The 18,419-nt window shown below is 69.4% G+C and carries 17 protein-coding genes; 12 read left to right on the top strand and 5 right to left on the bottom strand.

Features of this window, described 5'->3' with window-relative positions; genetic code table 11:
* Positions 1 to 26: 26 nt before the first annotated feature.
* Both ACZ5U5_RS01310 and ACZ5U5_RS01305 read left to right on the top strand, forming a co-directional pair.
* The gene (locus ACZ5U5_RS01310) at positions 27 to 1,115 is read left to right on the top strand and encodes an ABC transporter substrate-binding protein (protein ID WP_469014834.1); all 1,089 of its coding nucleotides are present in this window, start codon (positions 27 to 29) and stop codon (positions 1,113 to 1,115) included.
* 69 nt (positions 1,116 to 1,184) lie between these two features.
* A complete protein-coding gene (locus ACZ5U5_RS01305; protein WP_469014832.1) occupies positions 1,185 to 2,063 on the top strand; it encodes a GNAT family N-acetyltransferase in 879 nt (292 codons plus the stop codon).
* 30 nt (positions 2,064 to 2,093) lie between these two features.
* Here ACZ5U5_RS01305 and ACZ5U5_RS01300 read toward each other — a convergent pair whose 3' ends face one another.
* Positions 2,094 to 2,813 (bottom strand): ABC transporter permease, encoded by a 720-nt coding sequence (locus tag ACZ5U5_RS01300; RefSeq protein WP_469014830.1) that lies wholly within the window; start codon positions 2,811 to 2,813, stop codon positions 2,094 to 2,096.
* A 60-nt stretch (positions 2,814 to 2,873) separates the two neighbouring features.
* Entirely contained in the window at positions 2,874 to 3,767 is an 894-nt protein-coding gene (locus ACZ5U5_RS01295) for an ABC transporter ATP-binding protein (RefSeq protein ID WP_469014828.1), read from the bottom strand.
* A gap of 165 nt (positions 3,768 to 3,932) precedes the next feature.
* Here ACZ5U5_RS01295 and ACZ5U5_RS01290 point away from each other — a divergent pair, with 165 nt between their 5' ends.
* From ACZ5U5_RS01290 to ACZ5U5_RS01280, 3 genes are read left to right on the top strand one after another with little or no spacing between them, the layout of a single operon-like run.
* Positions 3,933 to 4,175 (top strand): hypothetical protein, encoded by a 243-nt coding sequence (locus ACZ5U5_RS01290; protein ID WP_469014827.1) that lies wholly within the window; start codon positions 3,933 to 3,935, stop codon positions 4,173 to 4,175.
* An 8-nt stretch (positions 4,176 to 4,183) separates the two neighbouring features.
* Positions 4,184 to 5,350, top strand: a complete 1,167-nt coding sequence (locus tag ACZ5U5_RS01285) for a sensor histidine kinase (RefSeq protein WP_469014825.1) — start codon at positions 4,184 to 4,186, stop codon at positions 5,348 to 5,350.
* Positions 5,347 to 5,949, top strand: coding sequence for a response regulator transcription factor (locus ACZ5U5_RS01280; protein WP_469014823.1), 603 nt, complete (start codon positions 5,347 to 5,349; stop codon positions 5,947 to 5,949). The genes ACZ5U5_RS01285 and ACZ5U5_RS01280 overlap by 4 nt, the downstream gene beginning before the upstream one ends.
* A gap of 30 nt (positions 5,950 to 5,979) precedes the next feature.
* Here ACZ5U5_RS01280 and ACZ5U5_RS01275 read toward each other — a convergent pair whose 3' ends face one another.
* The gene (locus ACZ5U5_RS01275; protein WP_469014820.1) at positions 5,980 to 7,623 is read right to left on the bottom strand and encodes an ABC-F family ATP-binding cassette domain-containing protein; all 1,644 of its coding nucleotides are present in this window, start codon (positions 7,621 to 7,623) and stop codon (positions 5,980 to 5,982) included.
* A 301-nt stretch (positions 7,624 to 7,924) separates the two neighbouring features.
* Between ACZ5U5_RS01275 and ACZ5U5_RS01270 the strand changes: the two genes are divergently transcribed.
* Positions 7,925 to 9,109 (top strand): hypothetical protein, encoded by a 1,185-nt coding sequence (locus ACZ5U5_RS01270; RefSeq protein ID WP_469014818.1) that lies wholly within the window; start codon positions 7,925 to 7,927, stop codon positions 9,107 to 9,109.
* 14 nt (positions 9,110 to 9,123) lie between these two features.
* On the opposite strand, the gene ACZ5U5_RS01265 is transcribed toward ACZ5U5_RS01270, so the two are convergent.
* The gene (locus ACZ5U5_RS01265) at positions 9,124 to 10,164 is read right to left on the bottom strand and encodes a YncE family protein (protein ID WP_469014816.1); all 1,041 of its coding nucleotides are present in this window, start codon (positions 10,162 to 10,164) and stop codon (positions 9,124 to 9,126) included.
* 88 nt (positions 10,165 to 10,252) lie between these two features.
* On the opposite strand from ACZ5U5_RS01265, the gene ACZ5U5_RS01260 reads away from it, so the two are divergent.
* The 6 genes from ACZ5U5_RS01260 (at position 10,253) to ACZ5U5_RS01235 (ending at position 15,294) form a co-directional block, all read left to right on the top strand.
* Positions 10,253 to 11,500, top strand: a complete 1,248-nt coding sequence (locus ACZ5U5_RS01260) for a glycosyltransferase (RefSeq protein ID WP_469014813.1) — start codon at positions 10,253 to 10,255, stop codon at positions 11,498 to 11,500.
* Positions 11,501 to 11,569: 69 nt separating this feature from the next.
* Complete coding sequence (locus ACZ5U5_RS01255) at positions 11,570 to 11,965, top strand: hypothetical protein (protein WP_469014812.1); 396 nt, start codon at positions 11,570 to 11,572, stop codon at positions 11,963 to 11,965.
* Positions 11,966 to 11,995: 30 nt separating this feature from the next.
* Positions 11,996 to 12,178 (top strand): hypothetical protein, encoded by a 183-nt coding sequence (locus ACZ5U5_RS01250; protein WP_469014810.1) that lies wholly within the window; start codon positions 11,996 to 11,998, stop codon positions 12,176 to 12,178.
* Positions 12,179 to 12,242: 64 nt separating this feature from the next.
* On the top strand, positions 12,243 to 13,496 hold the full coding sequence (locus tag ACZ5U5_RS01245; protein ID WP_469014807.1) for an ABC transporter substrate-binding protein: 1,254 nt from the start codon (positions 12,243 to 12,245) through the stop codon (positions 13,494 to 13,496).
* A gap of 44 nt (positions 13,497 to 13,540) precedes the next feature.
* Complete coding sequence (locus ACZ5U5_RS01240) at positions 13,541 to 14,446, top strand: carbohydrate ABC transporter permease (RefSeq protein WP_469016830.1); 906 nt, start codon at positions 13,541 to 13,543, stop codon at positions 14,444 to 14,446.
* Positions 14,443 to 15,294, top strand: coding sequence for a carbohydrate ABC transporter permease (locus tag ACZ5U5_RS01235; RefSeq protein WP_469014806.1), 852 nt, complete (start codon positions 14,443 to 14,445; stop codon positions 15,292 to 15,294). Before ACZ5U5_RS01240 ends, ACZ5U5_RS01235 begins: the two co-directional genes overlap by 4 nt.
* Positions 15,295 to 15,348: 54 nt before the next feature.
* Here ACZ5U5_RS01235 and ACZ5U5_RS01230 read toward each other — a convergent pair whose 3' ends face one another.
* Complete coding sequence (locus ACZ5U5_RS01230; RefSeq protein ID WP_469014805.1) at positions 15,349 to 18,378, bottom strand: 3-keto-alpha-glucoside-1,2-lyase-like domain-containing protein; 3,030 nt, start codon at positions 18,376 to 18,378, stop codon at positions 15,349 to 15,351.
* Between the last annotated feature and the right edge of the window lie 41 nt (positions 18,379 to 18,419).

Below are 18,419 nucleotides of genomic sequence, written 5' to 3'. Positions count from 1 at the left end.
CGGCGACGGTGGATGCAATGTCCGGCATGATCACTGACGTTCCGTCCGTTCGCATCGGCGCTCTCGTCCCGCTGACCCGGCCCGGCTGGATCGAGGCGGGCCGGCACCTGCTCGCAGGGCTCGAACTGGCCGTTCGCGAGGTGAATGACGTCGGCGGGATCGCCGGAAAGCCACTCGAACTGGTGGTCAGGGACACCGCTGCCGATCCGCTCAAAGCCGCGGCGGCCGTGGACGAACTGGCTGCTCTGGGCGTGGCCGCCGTGGTGGGGGAGTACCACAGCGTCGTGGCTCGTGCGGCTGCCGGGCGGGCCGACGCACTCGGCCTGCCGTACCTCTGCTCGTCGTCGGTTCTCGACGCGCTCACCGATCAGCCGACGCGATGGGTCGCGCGCCTGTCCCCGCCGCAGTCCCGAGGGTGGCGGGTCTACGCGGACTTCCTGCTCGGCGCGGGCCACAGCCGCATCGCCGTGGCGACCCAGCCGAGCGTCTACTGGGCAGCTGGGACGCGCATTCTGCGGGATCACCTCGCTCCTCGCGGCGGCACCGTCGTCGAACTCGACATGAGCGCGCTCGCCCCCGCCGCCGTGTGTGACGCGCTCGTCGACCAGGAAGCGACAGCGCTCCTCCTGCTGGTCGGTCACCCGGAGCCGGCCGTACCGATCGTCAAGGCCGTCCGCCGCGACCCCCGTCTCGCGGAGATGCAGATCGGCGCTCCGGCCGGACAGCCGGAGTTCGCCGAATGGGCGGCGCTCCTGGGCGACGACGGCGCCGCGATCCCCTTCCTTCGCTACCTGCCCGAGCGCCTCAGCCCACTCGGCGCACGAGTCGCGACGGTCCTCCGCGAGCGGCTGGGTGCGGCGCCCTCCTTCGTCGCCTTCGAGGGTTACGACACCGTCGCCGTCCTGGCCGAAGTCCTGCGCTCCCAAGGCGCGGACCGGACACGCATTGCCGAACTCTGGCCGCGCGTCGCGGTCGAAGGGACCCGCGGGCAGATCCAGCTCTCCCGTACGCCGGGCATCAGTGTCTGGCAGTGGACCGGGACGCCGATCCAGGTGGTCGACCGAGACCCGGCGGAACCTGGCCGCTTTCGGATCCTGCACATCGACACAGCGTGAAACGGTCATAACACCCGTCGGTCGAAAACCAGGTGCGGGCAGTCGGTCCGGTGATGTGTCATCGGTGGCATGGCGATTGTGTTGAGTGTGCCGGGAGTCGAGGGGCTGGACGAGGCTGTGGGCGTGCTGCGGGAGTGGCAGCGCGAGGGGGCGCCGATGCAATTGCATCCGGGGGACCTGGGCTGGTTCTGGCGGTCAGGTGCGGAAGCGACGGCCGCGGCGGTCCGGACGTGGAGCCGGGGTGGGCGGATCCTCGCGATCGGACTGCTCGACGGCCCGGGGCTGTTGCGGCTGACGATCGCGCCGGACGCCCGGCAGGACGAGGAGCTGGCGCGGCAGTTGGTGCGGGACGTGTCCGCGCCGGAGCGTGGCGTACTCCCTGACGGCGAGGCGAACATCGAGGCGCCGATGGACGCGTTGGTCCAGGAACTGCTGGCCGAGGACGGCTGGCCCACCGGCGAGCCGTGGACGCCGCTGCGCCGCGACCTCACCGAGCCGGTGAAGGGCCCCGAAGTGCGGATCGAGGCGATCGGCCCGGAGCGGGCCCACGTGTTCGCCGCCGTACTCCAGGCGGCGTTCGAGGGGGCGAGGTACACGGGCGAGCGCTGGCAGGTGATGGCGACCGGATCGCCGTACGCCGCCGCTCGCTCCCTGGTCGCCCACGACGACCAGGGCGAGGCCGTGGCGGCGGTGGCCGTGTGGTCGGCCGGTCCGGGGCGGCCGGGGATCCTCGAGCCGATGGGCGTACACCGGGCGCACCGCGGTCACGGCTACGGCACGGCGATGTGCGTCGCCGCGGCCGCCGCACTCCAGGAGATGGGCTCGTCCAGTGCGCTGGTCTGCACGCCGAGCTCGAACGCCGGAGCCGTCGCCACTTATCGGGCAGCTGGGTTCGATCAACTGCCGGAGGTACGGGACCGGTTGCGCGAAGGTCAGCCTCCTCGGTGACTCCGCCTCCTCGGTGACTCCGCGGTCCTGTCACCGGCGCGGTTCCCAGCGGAAGAGGCGGGCGGCCAGAGCTGCTGAGACTATGACCCAGCTGAGGGTGGGGAGGAGCAGCGGCAGGGATTCGGCCACGGGAACGCCGCCGTTCCAGGCGTTGAGGACGAGTTCGGTGGCCGAGCCGCCGGGGAGCAACCGCTTGAGCAGCGTCAGCTCCTCGGTCCCGGTGATGGCCACCCAGTTGGTGACGGCGATGGCGCCCAGGCTGATGGGCAGCGTCGTCACCTGGGCATGCTCGGGGGAGTTGGTCAGGCCCGCGGTGGCCAGCCCTAGGGCGAGCATCATGAGCACCGTCGAGAGCACCGCGACCGCAAGGAGGAGCGCGTTGTCCGGCTTGCCGGCGACAGCGGCCAGCACGGCGAGGATCGCGCCCACCTGGACCAGCGCGAGGACGGTGACCGGAAGCACGAGTCCCGTGAGAATGCCGGCGTCGCTCGCGGGGGTGGAGCGCAGTCGCTTGAGGAAGAGGGTCTGTCGGCGCGAGGCGAGCGTGGTCACCGTGGAGGCGTAGAGCCCGAAGGCGGACACGGTGAACATCACCACCGCCGCGATGTATCCGAGGCTGCGTAGGTCCGCGAAGGTCTCGTGTTGGTAGACGAAGAACACGCAGACGGCCACGGGAATGATGAAGCTGTTGAGCAGGACCAACCGGTTCCGAAAGATCTGGGTGAGCTCGCTCAGAGCGATGGCATACATCGTGAGGGTCCTCTTCTGGGGAGGTTCCGGGGGGCGGGTTGATGGCAACTGCGGGGTGGGCTACGGGCTCTGTGTCGTGCCGATGGCGCGGAAGACGTCATCAAGCCGCGTCGGCCCGGCCTGAAGTTCGCGCAGCTCCACCCCGTTGGCGTGCGCCCAGCCGAGCAGGATGCGGAGATCCTTCTGCAGACCGAAGGTCTCGACGAGCACCTTGCCGTCGCTCTCGCGCATGGCCTGCAGCGGCAGAGCCGGTGCAGCGGGCGTCAGGAAGAAGCTGATGGCGGCGGGCAGCGTCCGCGTCAGCTCGGCGACGGTCCCTTCCTGGTGGAAGGCGCCCTGGTGCATGAGCCCGACGCGATCGGCGCGCTGCTGTGCCTCCTCCAGGTAGTGCGTGGTGAGCACGATGGTGGAGCCGTCATCGCGCAGCTTGTCCACGGCGTCCCACAGGGCGTCACGGGACTGGATGTCCAGGCCGGTGGTCGGCTCGTCCAGGAAGATCAGCTCAGGGCTTCCGTACACGGCGGTCGCGAAGTCGAGACGCCGCTTCTCGCCGCCGGAGAGCTGGGAGACCTTGGTGCCTGCCTTGTGGGTCAGGTCGACGATGCTCAGTACGCGCTCGACCCGGTCCTCGCGCTGCGAGAGGCTGCCGATCAGCCGGATCGATTCCTTCACCGTCAGATCCGGGGTGAAGCCGCTCTCCTGCAGCATGATGCCCATTCTGGGCCGCACGGAGCGCCGGTCGAGCGGGCTCTGCCCGAACACCCGCACGGTGCCCGAGGTCGCCGTACGGTGGCCTTCGATGGTCTCCAGGGTCGAGGTCTTGCCGGCCCCGTTGGTGCCGAGCAGCGCGTAGAGCTCCCCCTTGTTCACCTGGAAGGACAGGTCTTTCACGGCATGGAAGTCGCCGTAGCTGAGGTTGAGACGGTCAACGTCGATGACTGGTGTCGAGGTCATGCATCCATCTCAGCCTGCCGCACGCGGACCCGGCAGGGGCGTGGTGTCACCACCGAGCCGTGACATTTCTCGGGGCGCACCCATGACGCGGTGTCACTGGTGCCGCCCACGGAGCGCGACAAATACTGCGGGCAGACGCTGCCGTGCGACCCCGGAGAACCGCCCATGGAAACCAGGCCCCCGCGCCCTGTGCTGACGGCCCCCACGCCCGTCTTCCCCCTGGTCAGCGCGGCGCTCGCCCTCTCCTGCCTCGGCGCGAGCCCCTATCCTGACGCCATGCAGCTGTGGTCCCGGAACAGCCAGTGGGCGATGCGGACGGCCGCGACCGCCGCGTCCCTCGCCGTGGCGAGCGCCCTGGTGGCCCGCGGGCACAGACTGCCCGCCGCGCTCACGGACGACGGCCGGTGAGGCCAACGGTGAGGCCAACCCTCCGGGCGGCACAGACGGCGGCGGCCGAGCACGCCCGGACCACACAGGGGCGGCTGCGCGCCGTCAACCTCACGATGTTCATCCCGCCGCTGGTTGTCGTGGGCGCGGTCCTGGTGGCGGTCGATGCCCGGTCCTGGGGGGAGGCCGTCGTGCTGACCCTGGGGGTGGTGGCGGGCCTGGTGGTCGTCGAGCGGTGGACGGCGGGCGACACCTCCCGTGTCGTGCTGCCCTGCCTGATCGTCACGGCTGCCGTGTGGGTGCTCGGGGTGCTGGTGACCGACAGCCGCACGGCTTGCTACGGCATCACGGTCGTGGCCCCCTACTTCATCTCCCAGCTGCCCCGCCACCGAGGCGCGGTGACCCTGGGTCTTGCTGCGTTCATCGCCGGGGTGGGCGCGGCGAGGCTCCTCGAAGAGCCGGACGACGTCTGGCGCGTGCTGATCCTCTTCGTCCTCCTGCCGACGGGCATCACGCTGGCGGCGACGGGCCTCATGGTCGTCAACCAGCGCTTCTACCAGGTCATCGAACAGTCCCGGGAACGCGACGCGGAGCTGGCCGTCATCCGGGAGCGCATCCGATTCGCCAGCGATCTGCATGACATGCAGGGCCACACCCTGCACGTGGTGAAACTGAAGATCACGCTGGCCGAGAAACTGGTGCACAGCGACATCGCACGCGTACAGGAGGAACTACGCGAGGTGCACGCCCTGGTCAGCGACACCATCACCCAGACCAAGGAGCTCGCCTACGCGCAACGGCGGCTCAACTTGTCCGTGGAGTTGGAGAACGCGAAGAACCTCTTCGAGGCCGCGGGTATCCGCGTGCGCGTCAACCGCGAGGCTGACGTGGACGATAGAGTCAACGGGCTGCTCGGCCAGGTGCTCCGTGAGACGACGACCAACATCCTGCGCCACGCGGAAGCCACCCGGGTGCGGATCACTCTCTCCGCATCGGGCATCAGCATCGTCAACGACGGCGCACCCATAGGCCCCCTCCCGAGGCTCGGTGGCCTGGCCACCCTCACGGAACGCGTGGGCGACAACGGAGGCGAGCTGACGGTGGAACAGAAGGACGGTTGCTTCGTCACCGCTGCCGCGTTCCCCCGCCCCGGATCAGCGACACCCGCCTTCGTGGCGCGGGAGGACGACCGATGACCACCGTGGTGCTCGCCGACGACGAGGTACTGCTCCGCAAGGCGCTCGCGGCTCTGCTGCCGCTCGAAGGCGACATCACCGTGCTCGCCGAAGCGCAGGACGGCACATCGGCGATCGAGGCCACCCTGCGCCACCGGCCCGACGTGCTCGTCATCGACCTGGAGATGCCCGGCGTGGACGGACTCGGCGCCGTCGCCGAGATCCGCCGCACGCAGCCAAGCCAGGTGATCCTCATGCTGACCCGCCACGCCAGGCCCGGGGTGCTTCGCAAGGCGCTGAAGCTGGGCGTCCAGGGCTTCGTCAGCAAGTCGGCGGAGCCCGCGCACATCACGTCGGTCATCGCGACCCTGCACGAGGGCAAACGCTGGATCGACCCGGACGTCTCCGCGCTCGCCGTCGTCGACGACTGCCCCCTCACCGACCGGGAGATCGACGTACTGCGGGTGACCGGTGAGGGGTACTCCGTCGCTGATATCGCCGTCCGTCTCAGCCTTGCGCAAGGCACCGTACGCAACTACCTCTCGAACGCCATGCAGAAGACCCAGACACGCACCCGGCACGAAGCGGCGCGTTACGCGCGGGAACACGACTGGCTTTAGCGGCGCACGGAGGGTTGGGGCCGGGCCGCGTCAGATCCCGGCGCCCGGGGGTCTGCCCACCTCCAGATGCGGCCAGTGCGCAAGGTCCCGCAGCAGCTGCCGGTCGTGCGTCGCGACGACCACGGTGGCACTCGTGGCGCGCAGCGCGTCGGTCAACTCGTCGACCAGCGTCGCCGACAGGTGGTTGGTGGGCTCGTCGAGCAGGATCAGGCCGGGCCGGCCGGCCAGCGCGAGCGCGAGGTCGAGACGCCGCTGCTGGCCCTGCGACATGCGCCCGACCGGCGTGCGCAGCGCCTCGGCATCCAGCAGACCGAGTGCCCCGAGCGGAACGGCTTCAGCATCGCGGATCGCCCCACCGGCCACCAGCCGCCCCACATGGCGGGTGTGCACCTCGTGAGCGGTGAGGTCGGGGTCCTGCTGGGCTGTCTCCTGGGTGACCTGCACGATCCTGACTCCCTTCGCCGTCCACAGGTGACCGTGCGTGGGCGCGAGGGAACCGGAGAGCACCGCGAGCAGCGTGGACTTACCGGCGCCGTTGGGCCCGGTGACAAGGAGCCGGTCGCCGGCGTCAAGGGTCAGGTCGACCGGCTCGTCCAGCCGCCCCCCGACCGCGACGCCGTGCGCCCGCAGCTGCGGCGCGCCCCGCCGGACACCGAGGTCCGGCCACCGCAACATCGGCGGAGGCTGTGGGACGTCGATCCGGTGCGCCTCCAGGGCGTCCTGCTGCCGCTTCAGGGCCTGTACGACGCCGGGGGCGCGGGACTGGCGCTGGTGCTTGCCGGTCCCCTTGTCGGGCCGCCAGCCCGTGGAGAGCCGGTCACGGGCCGCCGAGACGGCGTCGTGCAGCCGCCGGTGTTCGGCCTGCTGCTCCTCATGGTCCTGCTCCCAGCGCTCCCGGTCGCGGCGCCGGGCGTGCTGCCAGGCCTCATAACCGCCGGCGTAGAGACGTGGCTTGCCGTCACGGGACGGATCGAGGTCCAGGAAGCGGTTCGCGACATCGCGCAGCAGCGCCCGGTCGTGGCTGACGACAGCGAGGCCGCCGTCGTGCTCGCGCAGCCTGCGGGTCAGGAAGTCCAGGCCACCCGCGTCGAGGTGATTGGTGGGTTCGTCGAGCAGCAGGATGTCGTGCCGCGCGCCGAGCAGGCACGCGAGACGGACCCGGTAACGCTGCCCGACCGAGAGCGTCGACAGGAGACGGTCGCGGTCGGTGCAGGCGTTCAGCGCCTCCAGGGCCACATCGACGCGGCGTTCGGCGTCCCACGCGTCGAGCCGGGTGGCGGCGTCGAGCGCCGCGGCATAGCGGTCGTCGGCGGAGGCGTCGCCCTCGGTCATGGCGAGGGTCGCCTCGTCCAGTGCGGCGAGGGCCGCGAGCGATGCGGCCAGCGCCTGGGTGGTCAGGGTGCCGACGGTCTCCCCGTCGCGCACGGACAGCTCCTGGCGAGCGAGGCCGATCGTCCCGGCCCGGTGCACGGTGCCCTCATCGGGCGCGATCAGTCCGGCAAGGACGTGCAGCAACGTCGTCTTGCCCCGGCCGTTCTCGCCCACGACGGCGATACGTGAGCGCGCGGAGAGCGTGACCGAGACGTCGTCCAGGACACGCCGGGACCCACGGGTGACGACGACGCCCTGGGCGCGGACGTGCGCACTGCCGCCCGCATCGACGGGCTGGGACACGGCTACGGGGAGATGGGGGGTACGGGGGAAAGGAGAGAGGTTCAACAGATGCTCCGCAGCTCGCAGTGGAGCCGGGCAGCAAGAACAGCCGCCCGGCGAGAACCGGAACGGCGGCGAATTCAACAGGGAGAAGGCGCCGCCGTCAGCGGGCGGAGCGAACCTTCTGCGACCAGATACCTAGTGCCATAACGATCAGATTAGCAGGGGTGCCGTTCCGGTCGCCGGGCGTGCGGACGCGGCCCCCCCCCCCCCCCCCCCCCCGCGTGCACCATGCCGAAGTAGGCTGGGCCGGGGGAGGGGCATGGACGTCAACGCGCGCATGGTCAAGGTCAACGGGACGCTGATCGCGCTGTTGCTCCTCTTCGTGGCCGTGGTCGCGATACGTGCGACGAGTGACTCCGATGCGCAGTGGACGTACGACGAGGTCTTCGACGACGCGGGCACCGGCCATCTGTCCGATGTGACGGCGACTGCCGGGGACGACGTCTGGGTAGCGGGCAACGCCACCCGCGCCGTCGGCATCTCTGGCGACGCGGCGGCCGACGGATTCCTCCTGCACTACGACGGCGAGAGATGGCAGCGCCGCCCGATGCCTTCGGCGTTAGGTGACAGCGTCTACAACGCACGCTTCGACGCGGTGGACTCCGGCGGCTTTCTCCTGACGGCAAGCCTGCAGAACCTGAACGCGCCGAGGACAGCTCACTGGAACGGCACCCGCTGGACTGCCCTGCCCGATCTGCCCGAAGGCCACCGGGCCACCGACGTACGGGCGTTCGCCGCGGACGACATCTGGGTCCTGGGAGATGAAGGCACGGCACATCACTGGAACGGCACGCGTTGGAAGGTCACGCATTTGCCTGTCACCGCCGTCGCGCTGGACGGCGTCGCGCCCGACGACCTGTGGGCGGTCGGACACCAGAATGTCGAGGAAACCAGCACGCGAGGGCCGGAGCTCACGCAGCCCGCCGCCGCACACTGGGACGGCCGAGCCTGGAAGCCCGTACGCATGCCGGACTACCACTTCCCGGCCCCTTCGCCGCCCGAGGCCCAGGCCCTGCTCACCGATGTCGTCTCCCGGGCGAAGGGCGACGTCCGCGTCTACGGCGAGCACACCTTCAACCACGGCGAGCAGCATCCCGAGCCCGCTGACGCGGACATCCGCCTCCGCTGGGACGGAACCCGCTGGCTCAAGCTGCCCGACGCCGAAGGACCGTGCGCCGACCGAGGCCGCGCGATCCGCGACGGCGAGCGCGGGAGGGTGTTCGGTGCCGGCCACTACCTCACCGCGGACGGCGACTGCACGGGGATCGCTCGCGCAGAGCTGCCGAGTACGGACGGAATCAGGGCCGACTCCGAGCAGTCACTGCGGCTCGACGCCATCACGGCGGTCCCCGGCACCGACAAGATCATCGGCATCGGCTCCGTCGCTGTCTCCCAGGGGGCCAACTCCTTGAGCAGGTCGGTGATCGTCAGCCTGAAGCGCTGAGGGGCTGAAGCCGGTCAGGTTCGGGAAGGAGCAGGCAGCAGTGCTGAGGCGTCCGGTTCCAACTGGGTGGCGAAGCCGTTCACGACGGCGAAGCGGTCCAAGTCGACGACGGCGATCCGGTTGGTGCCCAAGAGAGACACGTACGCGAGCGGCTTGCTCGGGTGGAGCGTCACCGCCGACGGGGTGCCGTCGAGGTCGAGGGAGCGGATACGCCGCAGGTCGGTGCTCCAGACGGTGAGGGTGTTGGCGACGATGTCCGTCACCAACAGCCGTTCGTCGTCGAGCGTGTAGACCCGCAAGGGGTCCCCGCCCGTCTTCCTGGTGCGTCGCACCTTCATGGTGCGGGCGTCTATCGCGACCAGTGCGGAGCTCTTGCGGGCACCGACGAACAGCGTCTTCTCGTCCCGGCTCAGACAGCTGCTCTCGGGCAGTTGGCCCGGTGTGACCAGGAGCGGCGGGGCCGAGGCGTCGTGCGGGCGCACGAGGCTCACCGTGTGGGACAACAGCCCGGTGACATAGGCGCGTTCGCCGTCACGGCTGAGTGAGAACAGGTGGGTCTTCACCCCGTGGGTGGGCACCGCCCTGGTGGGCGCGAGGTCGGTGGACGGGTCGTCGAAGCCGAGCAGAAGCGCCCTCTCCTCGCTCAGTGCGTACAGCCGGTCATGACGGTCGATGCCCATGCCGTGGATGCGACGGAAGGGGCGGGTGTCGATCGTCCGGGCCAGGGACCGCTCGGCCAGATCGATGACGAAGACAGCGGCACCGCCCTCGCCGACGGTCGACGCCATGCGCACTCCGTAGTGCCCGACGTAGGCGAATCGCCTGCGCGAGTCGACGACCATCTCGTGCGGATATTCGGGCAGTCCGACGGTCTCCTGGCGCTGTCCCGAATCGGCATCGTAGAAACTGACCGCGTGGCCGCTCTTCTCCACCACCATCAGTACGTCGGCTCTCGCCGTACGGGAGGCGGCCGAGGCGGGCGAGGCAGGCGTGGAGAGCCCGGTCGCCAACGTCCCGGTCCCCATCGCCTTGATCACTGTCCGACGCGTCGTCACAGTCCCACACTCCGATCTCTCGACAGTCAGCCGATTGTGCACGTCTGTCGCGCCCGGTGGGGTGCCCCCGGTCTGACATCCTGACGCGGTGCGCGTATTGATCGTGACCGCGGGAAGCTGGGGCGATGTCGCCCCCTACACCGGACTTGGCGTGCGGCTGCGCGCGGCAGGCCACGAGGTGGTCCTGGCCACCCATGAGCGCTTCGAACAGGCGGTGGCCTCCCACGGACTCGGCTATCGGCCCCTGCCCGTCGACCCACGGCAGGAACTGGCCTCGCAGGTCGGCCAGGGTCTGGCCAGAGCGGTCAGCCCACCCGTGGCCATGGCGCGACTGATGCGTATGGCACGGGCGTTCATGCCCCGGTTGACGGCCGGCGTCGCGGACGCCGTGCGCGAGGGCACCGACGTGGTGCTGAGCTCCACGGTCACCGACCCCATGTGCGCGGCGCTCGGCGAGGCGCTGGGCCTGCCGAGCATGGGGGTCTATCTTCAGCCGGTCCATCCCACGGGTGCTTTCCCGCCGCTCATCACCGGCGCCCGTTCCTTCGGGCCGCGCGGCAACCGTCTGGCCTCCCAGGCCCTGTGGCTCGGCAGCGACCCGATCTTCGCCCCCGCGGTCAGCGCCCTGCGTCGCGAACTGGGGCTGCCGCGACAGAGGTTCAGCGGCCCGCTGAGTCTGCCCCGCGGGCGTACCGTCCTGCACGGCTTCAGCCCACGGATCGTCCCCCGCCCCACGGACTGGCCGTCGGGTCACGAGGTGGGCGGCTACTGGTGGCCGCAGACCCCGCCGGACTGGAAGCCGGAGCCCCGCCTCCTCGACTTCCTCGACTCGGGCACACCGCCGGTGTTCGCGGGCTTCGGCAGCTTCGTCACCGCCGACTCCGAACGGCTGAGCACCTTGCTGGCCGAGGCCCTGCGCCGCGCGAAGGTACGCGGCATCATCCAGGCCGGCTGGAGCGGTCTGCACGCGGAGAACGACGACTTGATCACCGTGCGGGAGGTCCCCCACGCGTGGCTGTTTCCCAGGACGGCCGCGGTCATCCACCACGCCGGTGCGGGCACCACCGCAGCCGGGCTGCGCGCCGGGGTCCCCTCCGTCCCCGTACCGGTCCAGTTGGATCAGCACTTCTGGGCCACGCGCCTGCACACGCTGGGCCTTTCACCGCGTCCGCTGCGCTTCCAGCGCCTGACCGCGGAACGTCTCACGCAGGCGATCACCACAGCCGTCCACAGCCCCGCCCTGCGCGCCCGCACCCACGAAACGGCCACGGCCATCGCCGGTGAGGATGGCACCCGCCAGGTGCTGGAGGCCATCGAGCAAGTCTCTCGGCGATGAGGAGCTAAAGCCGTCGCGGATACGGAATCGGCTACTCCCCTGCGGCGGGGGCAACCGAGGTTCATGACTATGGCGCGATCTCTTCCCGACAGCTCGACCGAGTGGTGGATCCTCCTCGGCGCATTGGCCCTCTACGCCCTGGGGCGGTGGTTCTTCGCGTGGCGTCAGGCCCAGTTGGAGGGGCGAAGACGTCCCGGGCGCGCCGCGCTGGACGAGTTGGGCGAGGACGATGACGACGAGATGACCCCCATGAGGGCCGGGTTCGGGGGCTACGACTCCTGGCGGCAGTTCATCGGGTTCATTGTGGCCGGGGTGGTGATCGCCATGGTCGCCGGTCTCACGGATGGTGCCCTGCGCGTCGCGCTGCTCTGGTTCGTTTCCCCGCTGCTGGTGATCGCCCTTGCCTACATGGACTCCCGAGAGGCCCGAAAGGCACGCGCGAAGAGGACCCGCTCCCGCGCCTGACACCGTATGGCTCGGGGCTACTCTCGTCGCATGATCATCCCGTTCATCGTCGGCATCACCATCCTCGCCACCGTCGGCGCCGTGGGCATCTGGGTGTGCCTGGAGTTCTGCAAGGCGTGCAGCGAGCGCAGGCGCGTGCCCGCAGGGGCTGCCGCCGACGGTGCGATGTCCTTGCCGGACTCGCCCGGACCGCGGGGAGGCCCCCTGTCGTAATCCGCCTGCATGGTTGATCGTTGGGTCTTTGGAATCAGCCGCACGCCGGACAGGGGGACTTTTCATGACCATCAGCCGCAGGGGACTGCTCGGGGCGGGTGCGGCGGTCGGGCTGCTCAGTGCATGTGGCTCCAATACCGGCCGCGATGACGGTGGTTCGGGTGTCGGGCCGAAGCTGTCGCAGTGGTATCACCAGTACGGCGAGCAGGGCACCGAGCAGGCCGTCAAGAAGTACGCCACCGCCTACAAGAAGGCGAACGTCACCGTCCAGTGGCGGCCCGGCAACTACGACGAACAGACCGCGGCCGCACTCCTCACGGACTCCGGACCTGACGTCTTCGAGGTCAACGGGCCCACCCTCGACCAGATCCAGGGCAAGCAGGTCGCCGATCTCACCGAGCTGTTCGACGGCGTCAAGGATGACTTCAATCCGGCCGTTCTCGCCCCGAAGACGTACGACGGCAAGATCTGGGGCATCCCGCAGGTCATCGACATGCAGATGCTCTACTACCGCAAGAGCCTGCTCGCCGACGCCGGTGTCCGCCCGCCGAAGACCCTCGACGAGCTCGTGGACGCAGCGATGAAGCTCACCTCGAAGAAGACGAAGGGGCTCTTCCTGGGCAATGACGGCGGCGCCGGCGTCCTGGGCGGCACACCCCTCTACGCGGCCGGCCTCGAACTCGTCACCGCCGACGGCGAGGTCGGCTTCGATGACCCGGCCGCCGCCCGCGCCCTCGGCAAGATCAACCGGCTGTACGCCGACAAGTCGCTGCTCCTGGGCGCGCCCGCCGACTGGTCCGACCCCTCGGCGTTCGTCCAGGGTCTGACCGCCATGCAGTGGTCGGGACTGTGGGCGCTGCCCACCGTGCAGAAGGAACTCGGCGACGACTTCGGCGTCCTGCCGTTCCCGAAGGACGGAGCCGGGGGCAGGCCCGCGGTGCCGGTCGGTGCGTACGCCGCAGCGGTCAGCACCCGCAGCAAGCACCAGAAGGCCGGCAAGGACTTCCTCAAGTGGCTGTGGATCGACAGCACCGATCGCCAGGAGGACTTCGCCCTCTCCTACGGATTCCACATCCCGGCCCGCATGTCCCTGGCGAAGAAGGCCGAGAAGCTCAGGAAGGGCGCGGCGGCCGACGCCGTCCGCTACACCACGGACTACGGCCATGCCGAACCCCTCCTGTGGACCCCGGCCGCCAGAAGCGCCTACCAGGACGCCCTCAGCCGCATCATCAAGGACGGCGCGAACCCTGAGAGCGAGCTCAAGAAGGTCGTACGGAAGGTGTCCGCCGAGCTCGACCGGGTGAAGAAGAAGTCGTGACCACAGCAGCCCCTCGCGAGCAAAAAGCAACAGGGCGAAGGAAGTTGTGGGGCCACCAGAACCGCACCCTCTGGTTCTGGGTGTTCGTCGGGCCCTTCCTGCTCGGCCTCGGCGTCTTCACGTACATCCCGCTCGGCTGGAGCGTCTACCTCAGCTTCTTCGACGCCCACAACACCGTCACCCCGAGCGATTTCGTCGGCCTCGGCAACTACGCGGAGATGCTGCGGAACGAGGCGTTCACCGACAGCCTGTGGACCTTCCTCGTCTTCTCGCTCTTCATCGTGCCCGCGACCTACGCGCTCTCCCTCGCCCTCGCCCTCATGGTCCACCGCCAGCGCAGCGCCCAGGCGTTCTTCCGCTCGGTCTTCTTCCTGCCCGCGGCCTGCTCCTACGTCGTGGCCGCGCTCATCTGGAAGATGTCGATCTTCAACGGGGTCCGGTTCGGGCTCGCCAACACCGTCCTCGGCTGGTTCGGCGCCGACCAGATCGCCTGGCTCTCGACCACCGACCCGCCCTGGTACTGGGCCGTCATCGTCACCGTGCGGCTCTGGCTCCAGGCGGGCTTCTACATGGTGCTCTTCCTCGCGGGCCTGCAGCGGATCAGCCCCACCCTCTACGAGGCGGCGGCCGTGGACGGGGCGCGGCCCGGCTGGCAGGTCTTTAGGCACATCACGTTCCCACAGCTGCGGGCCACGTCCGTGGCGGTCGTGCTGCTGCTCGTCATCAACGCCTTCCAGGCGTTCGACGAGTTCTACAACCTGCTGTCGGACTCCCGCGGCTATCCGCCCTACGCCAGACCCCCGCTCGTCTACCTCTACTACACGGCCCTCGGGCAGGGTCAGAACCTCGGCCTCGGCAGCGCGGGCGCCGTCCTGCTCGCCCTCATCATCGCCGTGGTGACGGTGGGGCAGGCGAAGTGGTTCGGGCTCGGCAGGAAGGAGGCGGAATGAGAGACCACCTGAGGGGCGACGCGAGGGTCAGGGCGGGCCGCGCGCTGCGGCTCTCGCTGCTGATCGCCCTCGCGCTGCTTTTCCTGATCCCCTTCTACCTCCTGGTGCGCAACGGGCTCTCGTCCGAGAGCGACATCACCTCGCCCGAGTGGACCTTCTTCCCCTCCACGCTGCGCTGGGGGAACGTCAAGGAGCTCTTCGACGACACATCGGTGCCGTTCGCGCGCTCCTTGCTCAACTCCTCGCTCATCGCCGTCGCGACGACCGCCGGCACGCTGCTGCTTGCCTCGCTGGCCGGCTACGGCCTGGCCCGCATCCCGTACCGCCACGCGAACAAGGTGTTCTACGCGATCCTCGGCACCCTGATGGTCCCGGCGTCCGTGACCTTCGTGCCGAGCTTCGTCCTGGTCTCCTCGCTGGGCTGGATCTCGACGCTGCGCGGCCTGATCATCCCGACGCTGTTCTCGGCGTTCGCCTGCTTCATCTTCCGGCAGTACTTCCTGGGATTTCCCCGGGAGTTGGAGGATGCGGCGCGAGTCGACGGGCTCGGCTACTGGCGCACATACTGGAGGGTGGTCGTGCCCAACTCGCGGCCGGTTTTCGCCGCCGTGGGCACGATCGTCTTCATCGGCGCCTGGAACTCCTTCCTGTGGCCGCTGGTCATCGGCCAGGACCGGAACGCGTGGACGGTGCAGGTGGCCCTGTCGTCGTTCACCACGTCACAGGTGATCCGGCTGCACGAACTGTTCGTCGCAGCGGCCGTGTCGATCGTGCCGCTGCTCGTGGTCTTCCTGTTCTTCCAGCGGTGGATCGTGGCGGGAGTGGAGCGCTCGGGCATCGACGACTGAGTGAGCCCTGCAGGCGGCTGGGGGCCGCCGGCAGGGCTCACTCAGAACAGTCGGTCAGGACAGGGGCTCCACCCATACGTCGCGGAAGCGGACCTTGTTGCCGTGGTCCTGGAGGCGGATCGCACCCGCCGCCGCCGACTCCGGGTCACCCGCGCCCGTCGGGCCGTCGATCGCCACGTCGTCGTGGACCTTCTCGCCGTTCCACACCAGCGTGACCCGGGCGTCCGCCGTCTTCTTGCCGTCCGCGTCGAAACGGGCGGCACGGAAGGTGATGTCGTACGTCTGCCAAGTCTCTGGTGCCTTCGAGGCGTTGAGGTCGGCGGCCTTCTTCTGGTAGATCGCCGCCGCCTCGTTGTTCGCGAGCTTCTCCACGCCGTACGAGTCCAGGATCTGCACCTCGTACCGCTCCTGGAGATAGACCCCGCTGTTGCCGCGGTCCTGCCCGGTGACGTCGTCCGGCAGTTTCGGCACACGGAACTCGACGTGCAGCTTGAAGTCGCCGAAATGCTGCTTCGTGCGCAGATCCCCGCAGCAGACCTCCATGGACTTCTCGGCGGTGTGCGGCCACTCGGCGCTGCGCCCGTCGGTGTGCTGCCAGGCCGACGAGATGCTGCCGCCCGAGAAGAGGTCGATCCGGGCCCCGGGACGGCGCACGTCGAGCGCGTCGAGATTGACGTGCCCGGTGTCCCCGGCCCCGACCGAGTACGTGATGGTGTTGCGGCCCTTGCGGAGTTCGAGCTTCTCCGTCTTGGTGGACCAGCGGTTCCACTGTCCCGTCGACGGCAGGCTCGTCTGCTTGGCCGCCCCGTCGTTGACGCCGACGCTGAGCGTCTTGGTGCCGGTGAAGGGGTGCGGGCCGTTGGCGTACCGCAGCCCGACGTCGTAGCTGCCCGCCTTGTCCACCTGGAGGTCGAAGCTCGCCTTGGCGCCCTGCTCGCCGAAACCGTCGACGAAGCCCGCGCCGGTGAAGCCGCTGTGCTCGGTGTCGGTGCCCGCGCCGCCGGACAGGCGTGCCGATTCGGCGTCGTACGTGGTGACCGGCTCGGCAGGGCCCGGCTTGGCGTTGAGCGTGTACCAGGCCTCCGTGGACCAGAGCTGCTCGCCCGAGGACGAGGAGAACGGGCGCGGGGAGCGCACGTGGACGACACGGTCGGCCTTGAGCCCCGGGATGGTGAGCTTGACCTTGCGCCGGTCGTCGGAGAGCTTCGCCGACGTGACCGGCAGCGACTCCTCGTCCACCTTCGGGCCGCCGTAGGCGGGGGTCGGGGCGTAGCGCCACTGCTCCACGGAGTACGCGCCCTTGGTCAGCTTGGCCGCGGTCTCCTCCGACAGGGGCTTGGTGTAGGTGAGTTCGAAGCCGTCGGACGTGGCGCGCATGGTCTTCATGTCGAAGGCCGTCTTGCCGTTCGGCGTCAGCTTCTGCAGGCCGAAGCGGAGCTTGCCCGCCTGGCCCCAGTTCCCGTCCGCGCCCAGGCCGCCGGTGTAGAGGGCGCCGTCGGGCCCTTCGCTGATCCGGGTGATGCCGGACTCAAGGCCCTGGGTGTGCCGGAACACGGCGCCCTGGTACTCGCCCTTGACCTTCTCCAGGTCGGCGCGCTGCAGTCCGCCGTAGGTCACGTCACCGAAGACCATCTGTCCGGCGAAGGGGCCCTTCTTCAACTGCATCGGCGTGCTGGGGGAGTTGGCGATCTCGTTCTGTGGCAGCCACAGGGCCGGCTTGGTGACCGGCTGGTCGTCGAAGGGGCCTTCGGGGTTCATGTAGTGGTTGAAGAAGCGGTCCTGTTTGACGTGCACCAGCTTCGACGCCGGGAGCCAGCCGCCTTGGTTGTCGGCGACGAAGAGGTCTCCGGAGGGGCCGCGTCCGATGCCGTTGGGGGTGCGCAGGCCGCCGGCGATGTAACTGACCTTGCCTGTCTTCTTGTTGACCTTGATGGTCGTGCCGCGGTTCTTGGCGGGCTGCGGGTCGGTGGTCGCGCCGCCGTAGTCGATGGCGACGGAGAGGTTCAGATAGAAGTCGCCCTTGTCGTAGAGCAGTCCGAAGGCGAACTCGTGGAAGTTTCCGCCGTAGGGCCACTCGGCGATCTTCTTCTTGTCGTCGGCGACGTCGTCGCCGTTGGTGTCGTTCAACTCGGTCAGCTGGTGCTTCTCCGACACGTACAGCTTGCCGTCGACGTACTTGATGCCCATCGGCTCCTTGAGCCCGTCGGCGATCTTCTTGTACGTGACCTTGTCGGGCCCGGTGTCACCGGTGACGTTGTCGAGGAGGTACACCTCGCCCTTCGTCTCGGTGCTGCCGCCCCACGTGGAGATCGCCAGCCGTCCGTCGGGCAGCCAGTCCATCGCCGACACCTGGGGCTCGAAGCCCTTGGGGCGCAGGTCCGTCAGCTTGTATCCGGGGTTGACCTCGGTGAGCGGAAGGCCGTCGCCGGGGGTGTCGAGCGCTCCCTCGCACTCCTTGCGGCCGGGCGCGGTGACGCGGACGACGTCGGCGTCCGTGCTGAGCACCGAGTTCGGCACGACCTTGAACTCGTCGGCTCCCGGCGGCTTCCACTGCAGGGTGACCTGCTGTTCGCCGTCCGCGTCGAAGTGGTCGATGCGCAGCGGCTGGTAGCCGGCGTTCAGCGTGATCTCGCCGTCCTTGGGCTCGGCGCCGTGCTTTCCGTCGTGGTCGATGACCTGCTGGTCGCCGACGAAGAGGCGTGAGCCGTCGTCGCTGATCAACCGGAAGCCGTAGGCGCCCGCTTCGGGCACGTTCAGATTGCCGGTGATCTGCGAGACGAAGTTGTTGCTGAACCCGAAGCCCTCGGTGGAGGTCCAGTCGGCGGTCGGGATCAGCTTGTCGACGTTCGGGGTCTGGGCGGGCTTGAGGTCGCACAGCTTGTTGAGCGGGGACTGGATGTCGAACACCCGCAGGGTGACGCCGGGTTCCTGCGGCGGCAGGTCGGCGAACGGCCGCGGATCGTCCTCGGCGCCTGCGGCGGGCACCACCAGCCCGCCGCAGAGCATCGCCGTGAGCAGCAGACCGGTGGATCTTCGAGCCCTGCGGCGGGTGGTGCCGGATATCGGCTCGGGGCGTGGCTTCACTCTTCCTCCTGCGTGGTTCCTACGGGGGTTACGCAGATCTA

Source organism: Streptomyces sp. NPDC033177 (assembly GCF_055577715.1).
Note: the sequence above shows the minus strand (reverse complement) of the source record. Positions and strands in the feature narration are given on the sequence as shown.